At 63.9% G+C, this 19,932-nt stretch carries 19 protein-coding genes; 18 read left to right on the top strand and 1 reads right to left on the bottom strand.

The window, feature by feature from the left end; all coding sequences use genetic code 11:
* The first annotated feature begins 1 nt into the window (after nt 1).
* From PKE98_RS25835 to PKE98_RS25755, 17 genes are read left to right on the top strand one after another with little or no spacing between them, the layout of a single operon-like run.
* Nucleotides 2-547: a COG4648 family protein gene (locus PKE98_RS25835; protein WP_271198343.1), complete on the top strand. Its 546-nt coding sequence runs from the start codon at nt 2-4 to the stop codon at nt 545-547.
* Entirely contained in the window at nt 544-2,229 is a 1,686-nt protein-coding gene (locus tag PKE98_RS25830) for an acyl-CoA synthetase family protein (RefSeq protein WP_271198342.1), read from the top strand. Before PKE98_RS25835 ends, PKE98_RS25830 begins: the two co-directional genes overlap by 4 nt.
* A gap of 4 nt (nt 2,230-2,233) precedes the next feature.
* Entirely contained in the window at nt 2,234-2,968 is a 735-nt protein-coding gene (locus PKE98_RS25825) for a glycosyltransferase family 2 protein (RefSeq protein WP_271198359.1), read from the top strand.
* Nucleotides 2,965-3,888, top strand: coding sequence for a lysophospholipid acyltransferase family protein (locus PKE98_RS25820; protein WP_271198341.1), 924 nt, complete (start codon nt 2,965-2,967; stop codon nt 3,886-3,888). Before PKE98_RS25825 ends, PKE98_RS25820 begins: the two co-directional genes overlap by 4 nt.
* Nucleotides 3,881-5,425, top strand: coding sequence for an HAL/PAL/TAL family ammonia-lyase (locus PKE98_RS25815; protein WP_271198340.1), 1,545 nt, complete (start codon nt 3,881-3,883; stop codon nt 5,423-5,425). The genes PKE98_RS25820 and PKE98_RS25815 overlap by 8 nt, the downstream gene beginning before the upstream one ends.
* Nucleotides 5,418-5,843, top strand: a complete 426-nt coding sequence (locus tag PKE98_RS25810; RefSeq protein ID WP_271198339.1) for an acyl-CoA thioesterase — start codon at nt 5,418-5,420, stop codon at nt 5,841-5,843. The genes PKE98_RS25815 and PKE98_RS25810 overlap by 8 nt, the downstream gene beginning before the upstream one ends.
* On the top strand, nt 5,840-6,433 hold the full coding sequence (locus PKE98_RS25805) for an outer membrane lipoprotein carrier protein LolA (RefSeq protein WP_271198338.1): 594 nt from the start codon (nt 5,840-5,842) through the stop codon (nt 6,431-6,433). Before PKE98_RS25810 ends, PKE98_RS25805 begins: the two co-directional genes overlap by 4 nt.
* On the top strand, nt 6,417-8,753 hold the full coding sequence (locus PKE98_RS25800; protein ID WP_271198337.1) for an MMPL family transporter: 2,337 nt from the start codon (nt 6,417-6,419) through the stop codon (nt 8,751-8,753). The genes PKE98_RS25805 and PKE98_RS25800 overlap by 17 nt, the downstream gene beginning before the upstream one ends.
* Nucleotides 8,750-9,916 (top strand): sodium:proton antiporter, encoded by a 1,167-nt coding sequence (locus tag PKE98_RS25795; protein ID WP_271198336.1) that lies wholly within the window; start codon nt 8,750-8,752, stop codon nt 9,914-9,916. The genes PKE98_RS25800 and PKE98_RS25795 overlap by 4 nt, the downstream gene beginning before the upstream one ends.
* The gene (locus tag PKE98_RS25790) at nt 9,903-11,141 is read left to right on the top strand and encodes an NAD(P)/FAD-dependent oxidoreductase (RefSeq protein ID WP_271198335.1); all 1,239 of its coding nucleotides are present in this window, start codon (nt 9,903-9,905) and stop codon (nt 11,139-11,141) included. The genes PKE98_RS25795 and PKE98_RS25790 overlap by 14 nt, the downstream gene beginning before the upstream one ends.
* A 36-nt stretch (nt 11,142-11,177) precedes the next feature.
* Entirely contained in the window at nt 11,178-11,918 is a 741-nt protein-coding gene (locus PKE98_RS25785) for a class I SAM-dependent methyltransferase (RefSeq protein ID WP_271198334.1), read from the top strand.
* Nucleotides 11,918-12,406 carry a DUF3261 domain-containing protein gene (locus PKE98_RS25780; protein WP_271198358.1) on the top strand — a complete coding sequence of 163 codons (489 nt, stop codon included), beginning with the start codon at nt 11,918-11,920 and terminating at the stop codon, nt 12,404-12,406. Before PKE98_RS25785 ends, PKE98_RS25780 begins: the two co-directional genes overlap by 1 nt.
* Nucleotides 12,403-13,581: a beta-ketoacyl-[acyl-carrier-protein] synthase family protein gene (locus PKE98_RS25775; RefSeq protein WP_271198333.1), complete on the top strand. Its 1,179-nt coding sequence runs from the start codon at nt 12,403-12,405 to the stop codon at nt 13,579-13,581. Before PKE98_RS25780 ends, PKE98_RS25775 begins: the two co-directional genes overlap by 4 nt.
* Nucleotides 13,578-14,033 (top strand): hotdog family protein, encoded by a 456-nt coding sequence (locus PKE98_RS25770; protein WP_271198331.1) that lies wholly within the window; start codon nt 13,578-13,580, stop codon nt 14,031-14,033. The genes PKE98_RS25775 and PKE98_RS25770 overlap by 4 nt, the downstream gene beginning before the upstream one ends.
* Nucleotides 14,026-14,754 (top strand): 3-oxoacyl-ACP reductase FabG, encoded by a 729-nt coding sequence (gene fabG, locus PKE98_RS25765; protein WP_271198329.1) that lies wholly within the window; start codon nt 14,026-14,028, stop codon nt 14,752-14,754. Before PKE98_RS25770 ends, fabG begins: the two co-directional genes overlap by 8 nt.
* The gene (locus PKE98_RS25760; protein WP_271198328.1) at nt 14,754-15,980 is read left to right on the top strand and encodes a beta-ketoacyl-ACP synthase; all 1,227 of its coding nucleotides are present in this window, start codon (nt 14,754-14,756) and stop codon (nt 15,978-15,980) included. Before fabG ends, PKE98_RS25760 begins: the two co-directional genes overlap by 1 nt.
* A 47-nt stretch (nt 15,981-16,027) precedes the next feature.
* Entirely contained in the window at nt 16,028-16,471 is a 444-nt protein-coding gene (locus PKE98_RS25755; protein ID WP_271198327.1) for an excinuclease, read from the top strand.
* Between the two features lie 107 nt (nt 16,472-16,578).
* On the opposite strand, the gene PKE98_RS25750 is transcribed toward PKE98_RS25755, so the two are convergent.
* Nucleotides 16,579-17,475 carry a LysR family transcriptional regulator gene (locus PKE98_RS25750; protein ID WP_271198326.1) on the bottom strand — a complete coding sequence of 299 codons (897 nt, stop codon included), beginning with the start codon at nt 17,473-17,475 and terminating at the stop codon, nt 16,579-16,581.
* A gap of 125 nt (nt 17,476-17,600) precedes the next feature.
* Between PKE98_RS25750 and PKE98_RS25745 the strand changes: the two genes are divergently transcribed.
* A complete protein-coding gene (locus PKE98_RS25745; RefSeq protein WP_271198325.1) occupies nt 17,601-18,878 on the top strand; it encodes an MFS transporter in 1,278 nt (425 codons plus the stop codon).
* Nucleotides 18,879-19,932: the final 1,054 nt, after the last annotated feature.

Here is a 19,932-nt window from a genome sequence, read left to right as displayed (position 1 = left end):
CATGAACCGCCTGATTGGTCTGGTGCTGTTGCTGGCCGGGCTGGCGTACCCCTTTGCGGTGTATTACGGCCAGCAACACCTGGCGCCGCGCTTTTTTGCCTTGCTGCTGGGCGGCTTGTGGCTGGCGCGGTTTCTCAGCCAAGGGCAAAAGCCGGGCAGCCGTGGCATGGCCATCGCCGCGCTGGGTTTCTGCGTGCTGCTGGGCCTGGCAGACAGCCCCACCCTGCTGCGCTGGTACCCGGCGCTGATCAGCCTGTTTGGCCTGACGCTGTTCGGCTTGAGCCTGAAATACGGCCCGCCGATGGTGGAGCGTCTGGCGCGGCTGCATGAGCCGGAGCTGCCCGAGGTGGCCATTGCCTATACCCGGCAGGTGACCAAGGTGTGGGTCGGTTTCTTCATCTTCAATGCCGCGCTGGTAAGCGCACTGACCCTGTGGGCGCCATTAAGCTGGTGGACGCTGTACACCGGGCTGATTTCCTACGTTTTGATGGGCATGTTGTTCGCCGGTGAATGGCTGGTGCGCCAACGTGTGCGAGGCCATGTATGAGTAAGTGGATTGACTTGCAGCACCTGCTCAGCCCGGCGCTGGAACGCCCGGTCACGCTGGAACCGGCGCTGTCGCATGCCGACCTCTGTGTACAGGCCCTGAGCCTGGCCGCCGGCCTGCACGCGCGCGGCGTGCGTAACCTGGCCGTACACTTGGAAGACAGCGCCGAGCTGGCCATCGCCCTGCTTGGCGCCTGGCGTGCCGGCGTGCGCGTGCTGTTGCCGGCCGACCTGCAAGCGCAGAGCCGCGAGCGCCTGGCGCCCCATGTCGACCTGTGGATAAGTGAGCACGCCGGCGACACCACGCTCGCCGAGCTGTATGCCGAACCGCTGCCGGCCGCCGCGCTGGACCTGGATTTTGTCGGCCTGACGCTCTGCACCTCCGGCTCCAGCGGCGAGCCCAAGCTGATCGATAAAACCCTGCGCCAGATGCACGCCGAAGTGCTCGGCCTGCAAGCGCTGTGGGGTGAGGCGCTGGGCGATGCGGTGATCGTCGGCAGCGTGGCCGCGCAGCATATCTACGGCCTGCTGTTTCGCGTGCTGTGGCCACTGTGCGCCGGCCGCGTATTCGTGCGCCGTGCCCAGCCGTTCCCCGAAGACCTGCAGCGCTGGAGCCTGGCCCAGGCCAACTTCGCCTGGATCGCCAGCCCGGCGCTGCTCAAGCGCATGGGCGACAACCTCGACTGGCAGGCCCTCGCCCGCGTACGCCGGGTGTTCTCCTCGGGCGGCCCGCTGCCGAGCGATACCGGCGCGCAGTTGGCCGAATTGCTCGGCCAGGTGCCGACCGAAATTTTCGGCAGTTCGGAAACCGGCGGTATCGCCTGGCGTCAGGGCGGCTCGCTGTGGCAGCCGTTTGCCGATGTGCAGGTAGGCCTGAATGACGACGGCGCGCTGTATATCCGTTCCCCCTACCTCGCACCCGGCCATACCGAGCAGACGGCCGACGGCGCCAGCTTGCACGCCGATGGCCGTTTCGAGCTGCTGGGGCGCCAGGACCGGATCGTCAAGCTGGAAGAAAAACGTATCTCCCTGCCCATGCTGGAGCAGGCGCTGGCCGATCACCCGTGGGTGGCCGATGCGCGCTTTGGCGTGGTGCAAGACAAACGCGCCTACCTCGGGGCGCTGGTCGCGCTGAACGACGCCGGTCTGCATGCCTTGCGCAACCAGGGCCGCCGCGCCGTCACCGACAGCCTGCGCCAGCACCTGAGCCCCCATTGCATCGCCCTGGCCTTGCCACGGCGCTGGCGGTTGGTGCGGCATCTGCCGCTTAACGCCCAGGGCAAGTTGCCCCAGGCCGTATTGGAACAGGCGCTGTACGCCGCGCGCACGCTGCTGCCCGAGGTGGTCAGCCAGCGCGAAGAAAACGGCGAGTGGCACCTGGAGGTAGACGTGCCGCTGGACCTGGCGCACTTCAGCGGTCACTTCCCGAAAACCCCGATTCTGCCCGGCGTGGTGCAAGTGGATTGGGCGCAAACCCTGGCCCGTGGCCTGATGCACTTGCCACCACGCTTCTGCGGCATGGAAGTGCTGAAGTTTCAGCAACTGGCGCGCCCCGGCGACCGTTTGCAGTTGCACCTGCGCTTCGATGCCGAACGCGGCAAGTTGTATTTCAGCTACCGCAATGGCGAGGCGGCCTGCTCCTCCGGGCGCATTCTGCTGGAGGCGGCCCGTGTCAGCGCCTGAGTCTTTGCACGCGGTCTGCGCGGTCATCCCGGTCTACAACCACGAGCACGCCTTGCCTGCCGTGGTCGACGCCCTGCGGGTGCTCGGCCTGCCGTGCGTGCTGGTCAACGATGCGTCCAGCCCCGAATGCACGGTGGTGATCGACCAGTTGGGCGAGCAGGCGGACACTTACGTGGTGCATCTGCCGGTCAACCAGGGCAAGGGCGGCGCGGTGATGGCCGGCCTACGTGAAGCCGCGCGCCTGGGGTTTACCCACGCCCTGCAAGTAGATGCCGATGGCCAGCACGACCTGGCGCATGTGCGTCTGTTTTTGCAGCAGTCCGCCGCCCAGCCGGGCACCCTGATTTGCGGCTACCCGGAATACGACCACAGCGTGCCCAAGGGCCGTTTGTATGCGCGCTACATCACCCATTTCTGGGTGTGGATCAATAGCCTGTCGTTGCAGATCCGCGACTCCATGTGCGGCTTCCGGGTGTATCCGTTGGCGCCGACCCTGGCGCTGATCAACGCGGTGAACCTGGGCACGCGCATGGATTTCGACGTCGAGATTCTGGTGCGCCTGAGCTGGCGCAACCAGCCCATGAGCTGGCTGCCGATCAAGGTGCATTACCCCCAGGACGGCCTCTCGCATTTCCGCCTGCTGCTGGACAACGTGCTGATCTCGAAAATGCACGCCACGTTGTTCTTCGGCATGCTCTGGCGCGCGCCGGTGATTCTGGCCAGGAGGCTGCTGGCATGAGTAGCGGGCATTGGGCCAGGCGCAACGAGCGCGGCAGTTACCTGCTGATGAGCTTTACCGCGTGGCTGGCGCGCAACCTCGGGCGCCGTGTGCTGAGCCCGTTGCTGCACCTGATCGTGCTGTATTTCTTTATGGCCGGGCGCACCGCGCGGCGCAGCGTGTATGAATACCAGCAACGCCTGGCAAGCTGGAGCGGGCGAACCGAGCTGCGGCCAACCCGGCGCTCGGTGTTCAACCAGTTCATGGCCTTTGCCGACACCCTGCTCGACAAGCTCGATGTGTGGAATGGCCGCCTGCGTCTGGAGCAGGTGACGCTGATCGACAAGGCGGATATTCGCGGCAAGCTGCACCGCGAACAGCGCGGGCAGATGCTGGTGGGCGCCCACCTGGGCAACCTCGAAGTCTGCCGCGCCCTGGCCGAACTCGGCGAAAAAGTGCAGATGAATGTACTGGTGCACACTAAGCACGCCGAGCACTTCAACCGCCTGCTAAACCAGGCCGGCGCCACCCATTTGCGCCTGATTCAGGTCAGCGAGCTGGACGCGGCCATCATGCTGCAACTGAGCCAGCGTCTGGAGCGCGGCGAGTGGCTGGCCATTGCCGGCGACCGCGTGCCGCTGCATGGCGGGCGCCGGGCGCGGGTGAATTTTCTCGGTGCCCCGGCCGACCTGCCGCAAGGCCCTTGGCTGCTCGCCGGCCTTTTGCAATGCCCGATCAATTTGCTCTTCTGTCTCAAGCTCGATGGCCGTTATCAGGTCACCCTGGAACCCTTTGCTGAGCGCATTGAATGGCGCCGCAGTGACCGCGACCAGGTGATTGCCCGCCATGCGCAAGCCTATGCCGAGCGTCTGGCGCATTACTGCCTGCAGGCACCGCAGCAATGGTTCAACTTCTTCCCTTTCTGGACTACCCATGACTAACACGCACGCCTCCACCGTCGTGTTCGGCGCCCAACCGCTTAGCATCGAGCAAGTGGTCAGCCTCGCCGAACACCGCAGCCCGACCGCATTGCAAAGCGACAATGCGTTCCGCCAGCGCATTGCCAAAGGCGCGCAGTTTCTCGACTCGCTGCTGGACAAGGAAGGCGTGATCTACGGCGTTACCACCGGCTACGGCGACTCCTGCGTGGTGGCCGTGCCGCTGGAGCACGTGGAAGCCCTGCCCCAACACCTGTTCACCTTCCATGGCTGCGGGCTGGGCAAACTGCTCGACCCGGTGGCCACCCGCGCGGTACTGGCGGCGAGGTTGCAGTCGCTGTGCCAGGGCGTGTCCGGCGTGCGTGTCGAATTGCTGGAACGCCTGCAAGCCTTCCTCGACCACGACGTATTGCCGCTGATTCCGGAAGAAGGCTCGGTGGGCGCCAGCGGCGACCTCACGCCGCTGTCCTATGTCGCGGCCACCCTTACCGGCGTGCGCGACGTGCTCTACAAGGGCCAAGTGCGCAGCGCCGCCGACGTGCATGCCGAGCTGGACTGGCAGCCGCTGACCTTGCGCCCTAAAGAAGCCCTGGCGCTGATGAACGGCACGGCGGTGATGACTGGCCTGGCGTGCCTGGCCTATTCGCGCGCCGACTACCTGCTGCAACTGGCCACACGCATCACCGCGCTGAACGTGGTGGCGCTGCAAGGCAACCCCGAGCATTTCGACGAGCGCCTGTTCGCCGCCAAGCCGCACCCGGGGCAAACCCAGGTGGCCGCCTGGTTGCGCCAAGACCTGGCCATCGACGCGCCGACCGCACCTTTGCACCGCCTGCAAGACCGCTACTCGCTGCGTTGCGCGCCGCACGTACTGGGCGTGCTGGCCGACAGCCTGGGCTGGCTGCGCCAGTTCATCGAGATCGAACTCAACAGCGCCAACGACAACCCGATCATCGACGCCGAAGCCGAGCGCGTGCTGCACGGTGGGCACTTCTACGGCGGGCATATCGCCTTTGCCATGGACGGGCTGAAAAACCTGGTGGCCAACGTCGCCGACCTGCTCGACCGTCAGCTCGCGCTGCTGGTGGACACCCGCTACAACCACGGCCTACCCAGCAACCTCTCCGGCGCGCCGGCGCACACCGCCATGATCAACCACGGCTTCAAGGCCGTGCAGATCGGCGCCAGCGCCTGGACCGCCGAAGCCCTGAAAAACAGCATGCCGGCCAGCGTGTTCTCGCGCTCCACCGAATGCCACAACCAGGACAAAGTGAGCATGGGCACCATCGCCGCCCGCGATGCCCTGCGCAGCCTGGAGCTGACCGAACAGGTGGCCGCCGCCACCCTGATCGCCGCCAACCAGGGCGTGTGGCTGCGGGGCCACGAAGAGGACGCCCGGCCGCTGCCGCCGTCGCTCGCCGCCATGCACCAGCAACTGGGCGAAGACTTCCCGCCGGTGATCGAAGACCGCGCCCTGGAGCGTGAACTGCGCCTGTGCCTGACCCGTATCCGCAACCGCCATTGGAGCCTGTATGCGTAGCAATGGGGTGATTCAGGCCGAGGTGGAAATCCTCGTGCCGTTCTTCGACGTCGACATGATGGAGGTGGTCTGGCACGGCCACTACGTCAAGTACCTGGAAGTGGCGCGCTGCGCCCTGCTGGACAAGATCGGCCACAACTACGCCAACATGCGCGACGCCGGTTACGCCTGGCCGATCATCGACCTGCAGCTGCGCTATATGCGCGGCGCCAAGTTTGGCCAGCGCCTGACCGTGCGTGCCGATCTGGTGGAGTGGGAGAACCGCCTGAAGATCAACTACCTGATCACCGATGCCGAAACGGGCGAGCGTATGACCCGTGGCAGCAGCGTGCAGGTGGCGGTGGAAATCGCTAGCCTGGAAATGCAGCTCGCCTCGCCCAGCGTGTTTGTTCAAGCCGTCCAGCGGGCCATCGCATGAAGCGCTTTTTCGCCCTGCTGCTGACCGTCGTGCTCGCTCCCTTGGCACATGCCTTTGATCTCGACCAACTGGCCGCCCAGTTGGCCAAACCTGCCGTGGTGCGCGGGCCGTTCATTCAGGAAAAACACCTGCGCGCGCTGCCCAAGCCGTTGACCAGCACCGGGCAGTTTGTACTGAGCCGCGACCTGGGCCTGCTGTGGTTGCTGCAAAGCCCGCTGCAACAGGACTACCGCATCGACGGCAACGGCATTGCCAAACGCACGCCGCAAGGCTGGCAGCCGGTGCCGCAGCAGAACGCCAGCGCCCAGCAGAACCGCCTGTTTCTGGCGGTGCTCAAGGGCGATAGCAGCGGCCTGCGCCAGGACTTCGAGCTAAGCCTTTCCGGCGAGGCCAGCGCCTGGACCCTTGACCTGGTGCCGCGCAGCCTGCTGCTCAAACAGATTTTCACCGCCATCCAAATTTCCGGCGGTGAACAGGTGTCGCGTATCGAGCTGCGCGAAACCCAGGGCGACAGCACGGTGCTGCGCCTGACCGACAGCCATGCCGACAGCCAGCTCAGTGACACGGACCGTCATGCTTTCGCGGATTGAACACTGGGGCCCACGGCTCTTTACCGTCGCCCTGGTGGCCTTGCTGGCGCTCACCGCCTGGCAATGGCGCGCGGGCGCACCGATTTCCGCCAACCTGCTGGAGTTGGTGCCCAGTGACACGCCGGACCTTCTGGAACAGCGCGCCGAAAAGATCATCGCCGAGCCGCTGAACCGCGAGCTGGTGGTGCTGATCAGCTTCCCCGACCGGCAAAAAGCGTTGCGTCAGACGGCTGTTGTTGGCTTGCGCTGGCAGCAGGAAAAGCTCTTTGAAAAGGTGCAATGGGACGTCAATTACGACCTCGCCCAACTGCGCCAGCAACTGCTCGACAGCCGCCTGGCATTGCTCGACAGCGCAGGCCGGCAACTGCTTGAGCAAGACCCGCGCGCCTATGTCGAACGCCGCGTACAAGACCTGTTCGACCCCTTCCATAGCCAGGGCTTGCTAAGCACCGAGCAGGACTGGCTGGGCCTGGGCGCACGCATCGAAAAAAGCCTGCCGCATTTTCATAATGTGCAGGTCGACCTGAGCGGCGCCCTGCTGGCCGAACGCGACGGCAAAACCTGGGCCCTGCTGCGGGCCCGTACCACCGGCGATGCCTTCGACGGCAACCTGCCCTTGGCGGTGGAAAACCTCGTGGCCCAGGCCCGCGCCGATATCGAAGCCCAGGGCGGCGAACTGCTCGCCAGCAGCGGCCTGTTGTATTCGGCCCATGGCCAACGCCAAGCCACCAGCGAAATCAGTTTTATGGGCAGCATTTCCAGCGTCGGCGCCTTGCTGCTGATGCTGTTGGCCTTCCGCCGCATGCGTGTGTTGACCGCCTTGCTGCCGGCGGCCATCGGCGTGCTGGCGGGGCTGACAGCGACGGTGGCGGTGTTCGGCACCATCCATGTGCTGACCCTGGTGCTCGGCGCCAGTCTGATCGGCGTGGCCATCGACTACCCGCTGCACCTGTTGTCCAAAAGCTGGACCTTGCAACCGTGGAACAGCTGGAAAGCCCTGCGCGCTACCTTTCTGGGCCTGACTCTCGGCCTGGCCACCAACGTCATTGGTTATCTGGCGCTGGCCTTCACGCCGTTCCCGGCGCTGAGCCAGGTGGCGATCTTTTCCTCGGCCGGGCTGCTCGGTTCCTATTTGTGCGCGGTGTGCCTGTTGCCGGCGTTGCTGGGCAAGGTGCAGATCGTGCCCTGGGCCAAACCCTACGGCCTGGCCGAGCGCTTGCTGGACTGGCGCCGCCGCGTGCTGCGGCGCATCGGTACGCCGTGGCTGCTGCTGCTGTTTCTGCTGTTCTGCGCCGCCGGCGTATTGCAGCTCCAGCACAAGGACGACCTGCGCCAGTGGGCCAGTACGCCGCCGGCGCTGCTGCAACAGTCGCAGGCCATCAGCCAGATCATCGGCTTTCAGCCCACCAGCCAGTTCTACCTGGTGCGCGGCAAGGATGAAGAGCAGCTGTTGCAGCGCCAGCAGGTACTCGGCGAGCGCCTGGACAAACTGGTTGCCGACGGCAAACTGAAAAGCTACATGGCCTTGAGCCAACTGGTGGCGCCGGCCTCCGAGCAGGCCAGCCTGCGAGATTCGCTTGGCCGCGTACCGGCGGCCAGCGAGGCGCTGCAGGCCCTCGGCGTCAGCCGTGAGCAGGTGCAGGCAGAAGTGCGTCAGTTACAGGCTCTGCCGACGCGCAACATTGAACAAAGCCTGGCCGGCAGCTTGGGCGAGCCGTGGCGCAGCCTGTGGCTGGGCGAGGCCGGCAACGGCGAAGTGGCGGGGTTGGTCAGCCTGCAAGGCCTGAGCAATACCGAGCTGCTGGCCGCCCAGGCCGATGGCTTGCCAGGGGTAAAACTGGTGGACCGCCTTGGCCAGTTGAACCGCCTGTTTGCCGCCACGCAGATCAGCGCGGCGGAGCTGAAACTGGCCTCCTGCCTGCTGATTTTCGCCCTGCTCTGCCTGCCCTTCGGCCCGCGCGGCGCCGCGCGGGTGTTGGCCGTGTCGCTGCTCGCCGCCCTGGCCAGCCTGGCCAGCCTCGGCTGGCTGGGGCAACCGCTCACGCTGTTCAGTCTGTTCGGTTTGCTGCTGGTGACGGCCATCGGCGTGGACTACGCCATCATCATGCGTGAACGGGTGGGCGGCGCGGCCACCAGCCTGCTCGGCACCTTGCTGTCGGCCCTGACCACCTGGTTGTCCTTTGGTCTCCTGGCCCTTTCCAGTACGCCGGCCGTGAGTAACTTTGGACTGACCATCAGCATCGGCCTGGCCTTCAGCTTTCTGTTGTCGCCTTGGGCAGGGGAACACGACAGCCATACGGATAAGGACCTTGTGCAGTGAACGTGATCGTCTTCTGGTTAGTGGCATTGGCCGTGTACGGCACCGTCGCGCTGCTGGGCCGCCAACGCCTGATTCCCATCGTCGGCCAACTGCTGGTGGCGAGCATCGCCATTCCGCTGTTGCTGCTGTTCTGGGTGGAGCCGCACTGGCAACTCAGCGCAAAGCAATTGCTGGCACCCACTTGGCTGAGCCTGCTGTACAACCTCAGTTTCGCCCTGCTGCTGGGCTATATCCTCAGCGATGTGGTCGACCTTGAAGTCAGCAGCGCCAGCCTGAAAATCGCCCTGCCGAGTTTTATCGTGCCGCTGCTGGCCGGCCTCGCGGCGGCGCTGTGGTTGCTGCCGGGCGAGCGCAGTTGGTTGAGCGCGGTAGGCATCGGTTTGCTGTTTTCCATCACCGCGATTCCCGTGCTGTTTCTGTACCTGCAGAACATTCAGTACCCGCCCGAGGGCATCAAGCGGTTGATGCACGCCGCCATTCTGATGGACCTGATGTGCTGGAGCCTGTTCGGCCTGGCCCAGGGCACAGCCGACCCGCACACGCTGCTGTGGCCAGTGCTTGGGGCCGCATTGCCGTTGCTGCTGCACAAACTGCTGCGCCTGCGCCACGCGCTGTTTTACAGCCTGCCGTTCTTTGCCCTGATGCTGGTGTTTCAGCAGCTCAAGCTCAATGCGCTGGTGTTCGGCATCGGCTACATGCTGTGCCTGGCCTGGCTCAAACAGCCCTTTACCCTGCCGCTGCCACCACGGCAGTGGAAGCTGCTGCTCAACGGCCTGGCCATTCCGCTGATTCTCACCTGCGGCGTGCTGCGGGTGGACTTTCACGGCATCGGCGACAGTTATTCCTGGCTCAATCTGGGCGCCCTGCTGGTGCTGCCGGTGGTGAGCAAATTGCTCGGCAGCTGGCTCGGTCTGCAGTGGGCGATGCCCGAAGCCAGCCAACGGTTGAAGTGGTCGGAAAGCGTGCTGCTCAATATTCGCGGCCTGACCGAAGTGGTGTTCCTCAACCTGTTGCTGCAACTGCAACTGATCGACGCCCTGACCTATTTCAGCCTGCTGTTGATGAGCCTGTTTTCGACCTTGCTGCCCGCCCTTGTCGGCGTGGGCAAAACCCGTCTTTTTTCGCAACAGTCCGCCACAAGGAGTCCCCATGGTGTCGCATGAATTGGAACAGCGCCGCGTACTGGTCATTGGCGCAGGTCCGTCCGGCGCTATCGCCGCGGCCCTGTTGAAACGCAAAGGGCACGATGTGCTGATCATCGAGCGGCAGCTGTTCCCGCGCTTCTCCATTGGTGAAAGCTTGTTGGCCCACTGCCTGGATTTCGTCGAAGAAGCCGGCATGCTGGAGGCCGTCGAAGCCGCCGGGTTCCAGCGCAAGAATGGGGCGGCCTTCGCCTGGGGCGAGCGCCGCACGCATTTTGACTTCCGCGAAAAATTCACCGACGGCAAGGGCTGGACCTTCCAGGTGCAGCGCGCCACCTTCGACAAACTGCTGGCCGACCAGGCCGCATTGCAGGGCGTGGAAATCCGTTACGAAGAAGAAATCATCGCCACCGATTTCTCGGCCAAACCGATTGCCACCGTGCGCCGCCTGGACGGTAGCGAGTACCGGGTGCAGGCCGACTTCGTGCTCGATGCCAGCGGCTATGGCCGCGTGCTGCCACGCCTGCTCGACCTGGAAGCACCCTCGGGCTTCCCGGTACGCCAGGCACTGTTTACCCATATCGAAGACCGCATCGATGACGCCGCCTTCGACCGCGAAAAAATCCTTGTGACCACCCACCCGAGCCTGCGCGATGTGTGGTTCTGGCTGATCCCGTTCAGCAACGGCCGCTGCTCCATGGGCGTGGTCGCTTCCAGCGAGCGCTACCAGGGCCGCCCCGAGGACATGGAAGCGGCGCTGCGCAGCTTTGTCGCCGAAACGCCAAGCCTGGGCAACCTGATCAAGAACGCCGTGTGGGACACCCCGGTACGCAGCCTGGGCGGCTACTCGGCCAACGTGAAAAGCCTGCACGGGCCGGGCTTCGCCTTGCTGGGCAATGCCGCCGAATTCCTCGACCCGGTGTTCTCCTCCGGCGTCACCATCGCCATGCGTTCGGCGAGCATGGCCGCAGGCTTGCTCGACCGTCAGTTGAACGGCGAAGCGGTGAACTGGGAGAGCGAATTTGCCGTGCCGCTCAAACGTGGCGTGGATGCCTTCCGCGCTTACGTGGAAGGCTGGTACGACGAAAGCTTCCAGGACGTGATTTACCACCCCGGCAGCTCGCCGGAGATCCGCGCCATGATCTGCTCGATTCTTGCCGGCTACGCCTGGGACCTGAAAAACCCCTACGTCGCCGAGCCCAAGCGCCGCCTGCGGGTACTGGCCGAGCTCTGCGCCACCTCGTAACACACAGGCCCGGTAAACCGACAGGAAAGCACGCCTATGAACGCACCGATGCAGCCCGTGCAGCACAACCCGGCAGGGAACACGTACGTCGAGGAAACGCGCTTCGGCTTCTGGTTCCTGCAGAGCCACGTGTGGCAGCACCACGTGTTGCGTGTGGCCATCAACGACCTGAAAAACCTGCTCGGCGAGCCGCTGCCCGACGGCGCGGTGTTGCTGGATGCCGGTTGCGGTCAGGGCAAGTCCTTTCGCCTGTTGCAGAACGCCTTTGGCCCGGCGCAATTGCTGGGCCTGGATGCCGACCCGCACAGCCTGGCGATGAGCCGGGCCGAGGCCGAACGCGAAGGCTTGCAGGTGCAGCTGCACAGCAGCGACTGCGCGGCGATCGAGTTGCCGGACGCCAGTGTCGATGTGGTGTTCTGCCACCAGACCTTCCACCACCTGGTGGAGCAGCAAGCGGCGCTGGCCGAATTCTGGCGGGTGCTCAAACCGGGTGGCTGGCTGCTGTTTGCCGAATCGACCAAGTACTACATCGACACCTGGGTGATTCGCTGGCTGTTCCGTCACCCCATGCATGTGCAGCGCACAGCCCAGGAGTATCTGCAGATGCTGCGCGACCAGGGGTTTGAGTTCGGGCCGCAGAATGTCTCCTACCCGTACCTGTGGTGGAGCCGTTCCAGCGACTTTGGTCTGCTGGAGCGCTGGAAGCTGGTCAAACCCAAGGCCGTGGGCCAACGCAATGAAACGCTGGTTAACGCTGCCGTACGGAAACCCTCGTGATCAAGCGACTGCTGCCCCTCTTGCTGCTGCTATTGCTGAGCGCCTGCGCCCGGCAAGCGCCGCTGCCCGATACGCCGCCGCGCCTGGACCTGCCGCTGCAATTGCATGTGCAGCGCGAACAGGCCGGGCAGACGCAAGACTGGCTATTGGTGGTGCAGCAGGAAGGTCCCGCGCTGCGCTGGTCGCTGATGGACCCGATGGGTATCCCGGTCGCCCGCCAACTGCTCAGCGGCAAGCAATGGCAGAATGACGGCCTGCTGCCGCCCAACCCCGAGGCGCGCGAACTGTTTGCCGCCTTGCTGTTTGCCCTCACCCCGGCCGAACAGCTGCCTGCGCACTATAAAGGCGCCGACTGGCAGCAGAACGACCAGCAACGCCGCCTGAACGAAAACGGCAGCGCGCGCTGGCACGTGACTTACCAACACCCGCTGATTTTCCAGCTCAGTACCCAGCCGGGCCTGAGCTACCGCGTCGAGACGTTGCCATGACTGCCTACCTCAATGCCCTGGGCCTGCTGTGCGCCCTGGGCAACGACAAACACCAGGTCAGCGAACGCCTGTTTGCTGGCGATACGTCGGACATGCAGGTGCAAGCTGGCTGGGTACCGGAGCGCCCGCTGCCAGTGGGCGCGGTGCAGGCCGAGTTGCCGCTGTTACACGGCGTAAGCACGGCCCACAAGACGCGCAATAACCAGCTGCTTCTGGCCGCAGCGCAGCAGATCGAGGGCGATATCCAGCAGGCCATTCAACGCTATGGCCGTGCCCGTATCGGCGTGGTGCTCGGCACCAGCACCACCGGCATCGATGAAGCCACTCAGGGCATCAGCCGTTATCTGCAAGACGGTGAATTTCCGGCCAGCTACGACTACGGCCAACAGGAGCTGGCCGCACCGGCCGAGTTCCTCGCCGAGCAGCTTGATCTGGCCGGACCCTGCTACGTGATTTCCACCGCCTGCACCTCCAGCGCCCGCGCCCTGCTGAGCGCGCAACGCTTGCTCAACAGCGGCCTGTGCGATGCGGTCTTGTGCGGCGGCGTGGATTCGCTGTGCCAGCTGACCCTTAACGGGTTTGGCTCGCTGGAAGCGCTGGCCGATGAGCGCTGCAATCCGTTTTCGCGTAACCGCAGCGGCATCAATATTGGCGAAGCGGCAGCGCTCTTTCTGATGAGTAAAGCGCCGGCTCCGATTGCGTTGCTGAGCGCCGCTGCCAACTCCGACGCGCACCATATTTCCGCGCCCGACCCTACCGGCAAAGGTGCCGAATTTGTGATGCGCCAGGCCCTGGCCAAGGCCAACCTGAAGGCCGAAGACATCAGTTACCTGAACCTGCACGGCACCGCCACCCAGCACAATGACGCCATGGAAAGCCTGGCCGTGGCCAACGTGTTTCCCAGCGGTGTGCCGTGCTCGTCGAGCAAGGCCATGACCGGCCACACCCTGGGCGCTGCCGGCGCGCTGGAGGCAGCCTTCTGCTGGCTGAGCCTGGCGGCAAAACGCCTGCCGCCGCATATATGGGATGGCGAGGGCGACGAGCAACTGCCAGCCCTCTCGCTCACCGGCAGCAACAGCCACCTGGATGGAAAAAGCCCGCCCCGCACGATGAGCAACTCCTTCGCCTTTGGTGGCAATAACATCAGCCTGATCCTCGGTGTGGTGGATGTATGAATAACTGGCCCATCGCCGAACTGGTGCCCCACGCCGGCGACATGATTCTGGTGGACGACGTACTCAGCTACGCCGACGAAGAAATCACCACCCGCCTGCAGGTACGCGCCGGCGGGCTGTTCAGCCAGGCCGACGGCAGCCTGCCGGCGTGGGTCGGCATCGAGCTGATGGCGCAAAGCGTCGCCGCCTATGCCGGTTGCCATGCGCGCGCCGCAGGCTTGCCGGTGGAGCTGGGCTTTCTGCTCGGCACCCGTAATTACCACTGCAACGTCGATGCCTTTCCTTTGGGCGCCGAGCTGCAGATTCATGCCCTGCGCTCTCTGCAAGATGACAACGGCATGGGCGTTTTCGAATGCCACCTGACCGGCCCCGGCATTCATGCCGAGGCGCGCCTCAATGTTTTCCGCCCGCCGCACGTGGCCAGCTACCTGGAAGAACCCGCACATGACTGACACCATTCTGGTAACCGGCTCCAGCCGTGGCATCGGCCGCGCCATCGCCCTGCGTCTGGCCCGTGCCGGCTTCGACCTGGTGCTGCACTGCCGCAGCGGCCGCGCCGAGGCCGAAGCCGTTCAGGCCGAAGTCATCGCCCTCGGCCAGCAAGCACGCATTTTGCAATTTGATGTGGCCGAGCGCGCCGCCTGCCGGGAAATTCTCGAAGCCGATGTCGAAGCCCACGGCGCCTATTACGGCGTGGTGTGCAATGCTGGCCTGACCCGCGATGGCGCCTTTCCGGCGCTGAGTGAGGACGACTGGGACGTGGTGCTGCGCACCAACCTCGACGGCTTCTACAACATCCTGCATCCGCTGGTCATGCCGATGGTTCGTCGGCGCAAGCCGGGGCGTATTGTCTGCATCACCTCGGTCTCGGGCATGATCGGCAACCGTGGCCAGGTCAACTACAGCGCCTCGAAAGCCGGGGTGATCGGTGCCGCCAAAGCGCTGGCCATCGAGCTGGGAAAACGCAAGATCACGGTCAACTGCGTAGCCCCGGGCCTGATCGACACGGCCATGCTCGACGACGATCTGCCGATTGAAGAGATGATGAAGATGATCCCCGCCCAACGTATGGGCACCCCGGAAGAAGTCGCTGGCGCGGTGAACTTTCTGATGTCGGACGAAGCCGCCTACATCACCCGCCAAGTGCTCGCGGTCAATGGAGGCCTGTGCTGATGAAACGCGTGGTAGTTACCGGCATGGCCGGCATCACATCCCTGGGCAGCGACTGGGCCAGCATCGAAGCCAACTTCAGCGCCAACAAAAGCGGCATTCGCCGAATGCATGAGTGGGACCGCTTCGCCGAACTGAACACCCGCCTGGCCGGCCCCATCGACGATTTTGTGGTGCCCAAAAGCTGGAACCGCAAGCAGCTGCGCAGCATGGGCCGGGTGTCGCGGCTGGTGGTGATGGCGGCGGAAAAGGCCCTGGCCAACGCTGGCCTCTTGGACGATGAAAGCATTCGCGACGGCCGTATGGGCGTGGCGTGCGGCTCGTCCACCGGCAGCACCGAAGAGATCAAAGCCTTCGGCAATATGCTGCTCAACTCGGTGGCCGACGGCCTGAACGCCAACTCCTATATCCGCATGATGCCGCACACCACCGCGGCCAATATCAGCATCTTCTTCGGCCTCAAGGGCCGCCTGATTCCTACCTCCAGCGCCTGCACCAGCGGCAGCCAAGGCATCGGCTATGCGTACGAGGCAATCAAGTTCGGGCGCCTGCCGATGATGCTTGCCGGCGGCGCCGAAGAGCTGTGCCCCACCGAGGCCATGGTGTTCGACGCGCTGTATGCCACCAGCCTGAAAAACGATGCCCCGCACACCTCGCCACGCCCGTATGACAGCGGCCGCGATGGCCTGGTGATCGGCGAGGGCGCCGGCATGCTGGTGCTCGAAGAACTGGAACACGCCAAGGCCCGGGGCGCCACCATCTATGCCGAGATCGTCGGTTTTGGCTGCAACGCCGACGGCCAGCACGCCACCAAACCGGAGCAGGTGACCATGCGCGGCGCGATGGAACTGGCGCTGCAGGACGCCAACCTCGACCCGCATGCCATTGGCTACGTAAACGGCCACGGCACCGCTACCGAGCAGGGTGATATCGCCGAAACCCACGCCACCGCCAGCCTGTTTGGTTCGGGCATGGCCATCAGCTCGCAAAAAAGCTACCTGGGTCACACCCTCGGCGCGTGTGGGGCACTGGAGTCGTGGTTCAGCATCGAAATGCTCAACAGCGATCGCTATATCCACACCTTGAACCTGGACAACATCGACCCGCAATGCGCAGAGCTAGACTACCTGCGCGGCGAACCCCGGCAGATGAACAATGAATTCGTGATGAACAACAATTTCGCCTTTGGTGGGGTCAATACCTCACTGATCTTCCGCCGCTGGCGCTGATTGCACCCGGACACCCAAAACACCCAACCGCCGTCAAGGAGACGACTATGCACTTGAAAAGCCTCACCGCCGCAGCCCTCCTGCTCGCCGCTGTTCCCGGCATCAGCCAGGCACGCGACACCACCCACTACCTGCCGATGGAAGCTGCGGTCGCCCAGGCGACAGCCGCCGGCAAGCTGGATGGCACCGTGAAGTTCTACATGGCCGGCAAGAAGCCTGCGGGCAAAGTGAATGTGATCAACCCGCTGATCACCACCAACCAGAAAACCAATGCCTTTGGTAAGAGCGACGAAGAAGCCTGTGCCTGGGCCATGCAATCGGCCGTGATCAAACTGGCTAACGCCGCCAAGGCCGCCGGCGCCAATGCCGTGATCGAAATCGCCAGCAACTACAAAGGCGTTGAATACAAAAACCCGGAAAACTATGAGTGCCACGCTGGCGCGATCATGGCCGGTGTTGCCTTGAAGGCGCAGTTAGCTTCGGTCAAGTAATACGCGTAGGGCGAATATCCGCAAAGCGGATATCCGCCGTTCGGTGCTCGCCTCGTGTGCAGTTCAAGACCGGGTATCGGCGGATATCGCCAGTGGCGATATTCGCCCTACGGCCCCGCCGCCTCACGCGTTACCTGCTCCACAAACGCCAACGCCAACGGCGCGCGTTGGTCCTCGCGCACCACCAACCACACCGCGCTCGTGGCGCCCTCATCCAGTAGGGTGCGGTACACCACACCGTCCACCCGCGTACGGCGGAACGAGGCCGGTAACATCGACACCCCCAAGCCTGCCGACACCAGGCCGATAATGGTCATGGCCTCGCTCGCCTCCTGAGCAATGCGGGGGCTGAAACCGGCCGTACGCGCCAGGCCAATCAACTGGTCGTACAGCCCGGTGCCGTAACTGCGCGGGAAAAACACAAAGGGCTCATTCGCCAGTGCTGCAATGGAAATGCAGTCCTCGTTGCCCTGCGCCAACGGGTGGTCAGCGCGCAGCACCGCCACCAACGGATCGCGAAACAACTCCACGGCCTTGATATTGTCCGGCAACGGAAACGGCCGGATCACGCCCACTTGCACGGTCTGTTCCTGCAAGGCTTCGATCACCACCCGGCTGCTCATTTCCTGCAGGCTCAGGTGCACATCCGGGTGCGCTTGGCGAAAGGCCAGAATGCTGCGCGGAATGGTGGAAGTGAACGGCGCCGAGGCGGTAAAGCCCACATTCAATTCGCCAATTTCGCCCTGCTGGGCACGGCGCGCGATCTGCGTGGCGCGCTCTACATGAGCGAGGATCTGCCGGGTTTCATCCAGGAACAGGCGCCCCGCTTCGGTGAGCTCCACGCGGCGATTAGTGCGCTCGAACAGGCGCGCGCCGATCTCCTCCTCCAACGCCTGAATCTGTTGGCTCAGCGGCGGTTGGGAGATGCCAAGCTGCTCGGCGGCGCGGCCGAAATGCAGTTCTTCGGCGACGGCGGCAAAGTAGCGCAGGTGGCGCAATTCCATGGGCAAAGCTCCCAGGTGATTAGGTCGCAGAACAGATCAATCAACACGAACAATATATTGGAGATAATAAACGCTGCTTACTATCCTTTGCACATCGCTTTTGTGTCAGCTCCCTTGAGGTTCGTGTGCGCCCTTCCGCCTCCCCCGCCCTGCTCGACGCCGCCCGTGACGCGGCCGCCGATGTCGTCAGCACGGTTGAACAAACCGAAGCCTTTATTGAAAAAGGCACGCCGCAATTTGTTCGCACCTCGCTGGCCTTGTTTGCCGGCGGCTTTGCCACTTTTGCGCTGCTCTACAGCGTACAACCGCTAATGCCGGTGCTATCGAACGAGTTCAACCTCAACGCCGCGCAGAGCAGCCTGGTGCTGTCCATTTCCACCATCATGATGGCCATCGGGCTGCTGATTACCGGGCCTATCTCCGACGCCCTGGGACGCAAGCAGATCATGGTGATTTCGCTGCTGTCGGCCGCGCTGTTCACCCTGGCCAGCGCCTGCATGCCCACCTGGCACGGCGTGCTGCTGATGCGCGGCCTGCTCGGGCTGTCGTTGAGTGGCCTGGCGGCAGTGGGCATGACCTACCTCAGCGAAGAAATTCACCCGCGCTTTATTGGCTTGTCGATGGGCCTGTATATCGGTGGCAACGCCATTGGCGGCATGGGCGGACGGCTGATTGCCGGGGTGCTGGTCGACTTTGTGAACTGGCGCGTGGCGATTGGCACGCTGGGCGTGATGTCGCTGCTGGGGGCGCTGCTGTTCTGGCGCATCCTGCCCGAGAGCAAACACTTTCGCGCCACACCTTTGAACCTGAAAAACCTCATCGGCAACTACAGCCTGCACCTGCGCGACCAGGGCTTGCCGTGGTTGTTTCTGGAAGCGTTTTTGCTGATGGGTGCGTTCGTGACCCTGTTCAACTACATCGGCTATCGGCTGCTGGGCGAGCCGTACCATATGAGCCAGGCGTTGGTGGGACTGTTGTCGGTGGTGTACCTGTCGGGCATCTACAGCTCGGCGTGGGTTGGCTCGCTGGCGGACAAGCTAGGCCGGCGCAAGGTGCTGTGGGCGGTGATTGTGTTGATGTTCGCAGGGTTGCTGCTGACGCTGTTTGCGCAGGTGCCGTTGATTCTGATCGGCATGCTGTTGTTTACGTTTGGGTTCTTTGGGGCGCACTCAGTGGCCAGTAGCTGGATTGGGCGGCGGGCGTTTGTGGCCAAGGGGCAGGCATCTTCCATGTACCTGTTTTGCTACTACCTCGGTTCCAGCGTAGCGGGGACGTTGGGCGGGGTGTTTTGGCATCACTACGGGTGGATGGGGGTTGGGGTGTTTATTGGCGTATTGCTGATTGGGGCGTTGGGGGTTTCGGCTCGGTTGGCTCGGTTGCCGGTGTTGCCGGGGAACGCTTAGGGGCGCTGGCGCCGCGTGGTCGGGACGTTTCTTTCGCGCCTTACGCGCGGGGCTTTTGTAGGGTGTGCTGCGCGCACCTTGCGGTTTATCAGGCGACCGCGTACTTCTTCATTACCGCGTGCGCTGAACGTTTTGTTTCGCGCCTTACGCGCGAGGCTTTTGTAGGGTGTGCTCTGCGCACCTTGCGGTCTATCAGGCGACCGCGTACTTCTTCATTACCGCGTGCGCTGAACGTTTTGTTTCGCGCCTCACGCGCGAGTTTCTTTTTCCAGTCGATGAAAAAGAAACCAAAAAATCTTGCCCCTACCTGGGCCCTACGCTGCGCTTCGGGTCCCCTCCCTCCGTCGTCGCTCCAGGGGCCGGGCTGAAGGGCCATCCATGGCCCTCATCCCTCTGCGCGGCTCCCGGCCGCTACGACCCCTTACGCAACGACTCCACTCGGCCTGGCGCTCAAGGGGCGGGTAGATCACAAGCGGTAGATCAAAAGCCAGATCAACAGCCCCTCACCCCCGGCCCCTCTCCCGCACGCGGGCGAGGGGTGACGTATGGCGACGATTGCATTTGATTTTGTAGGAGCTAGCTTGCTAGCGAATCCTGCAAAAGCAGGTCGCGAATTACCTTTTCCAGGGTTCGCCAGCAAGCTAGCTCCTACGAAAAGCGGCCCCCTCTCCCGCGTGCGGGAGAGGGCTGGGGTGAGGGGCCTTTGATCTTGATTTACCCGCCCCTTCAGGAGGCCGAGTGGAGGTGCTGCGTAGGGGGTTGAGCGGCAAGGATGCCGCGAAAGGAACGATGGGCCAGGGACGGCCCGTCGTGACGTGCCCCCGGAGCAGTGCCGGAGCGAGGGTACCCGCAGCGAAGCGAAGGGCCGTATGCTGGGGCTAGCGTTTTTGGTTACTTTTGTCGCAATGACAAAAGTGACTCGCGCGTAAGGCGCGAAACAAAAACGTTCAGCACACGCGGGACTGTCAGATTTTTTGTGTGCGGGCCGGTAACGGCCTGCCGTTAGGCAGGCCATGCTTTTACCAGGTTGGCCTGATAAATCGATCTCCGTACA

This window comes from Pseudomonas turukhanskensis (genome assembly GCF_027922365.1).
GTDB lineage: Bacteria > Pseudomonadota > Gammaproteobacteria > Pseudomonadales > Pseudomonadaceae > Aquipseudomonas > Aquipseudomonas turukhanskensis.
This window is presented reverse-complemented; position numbering and strand designations above follow the sequence as displayed.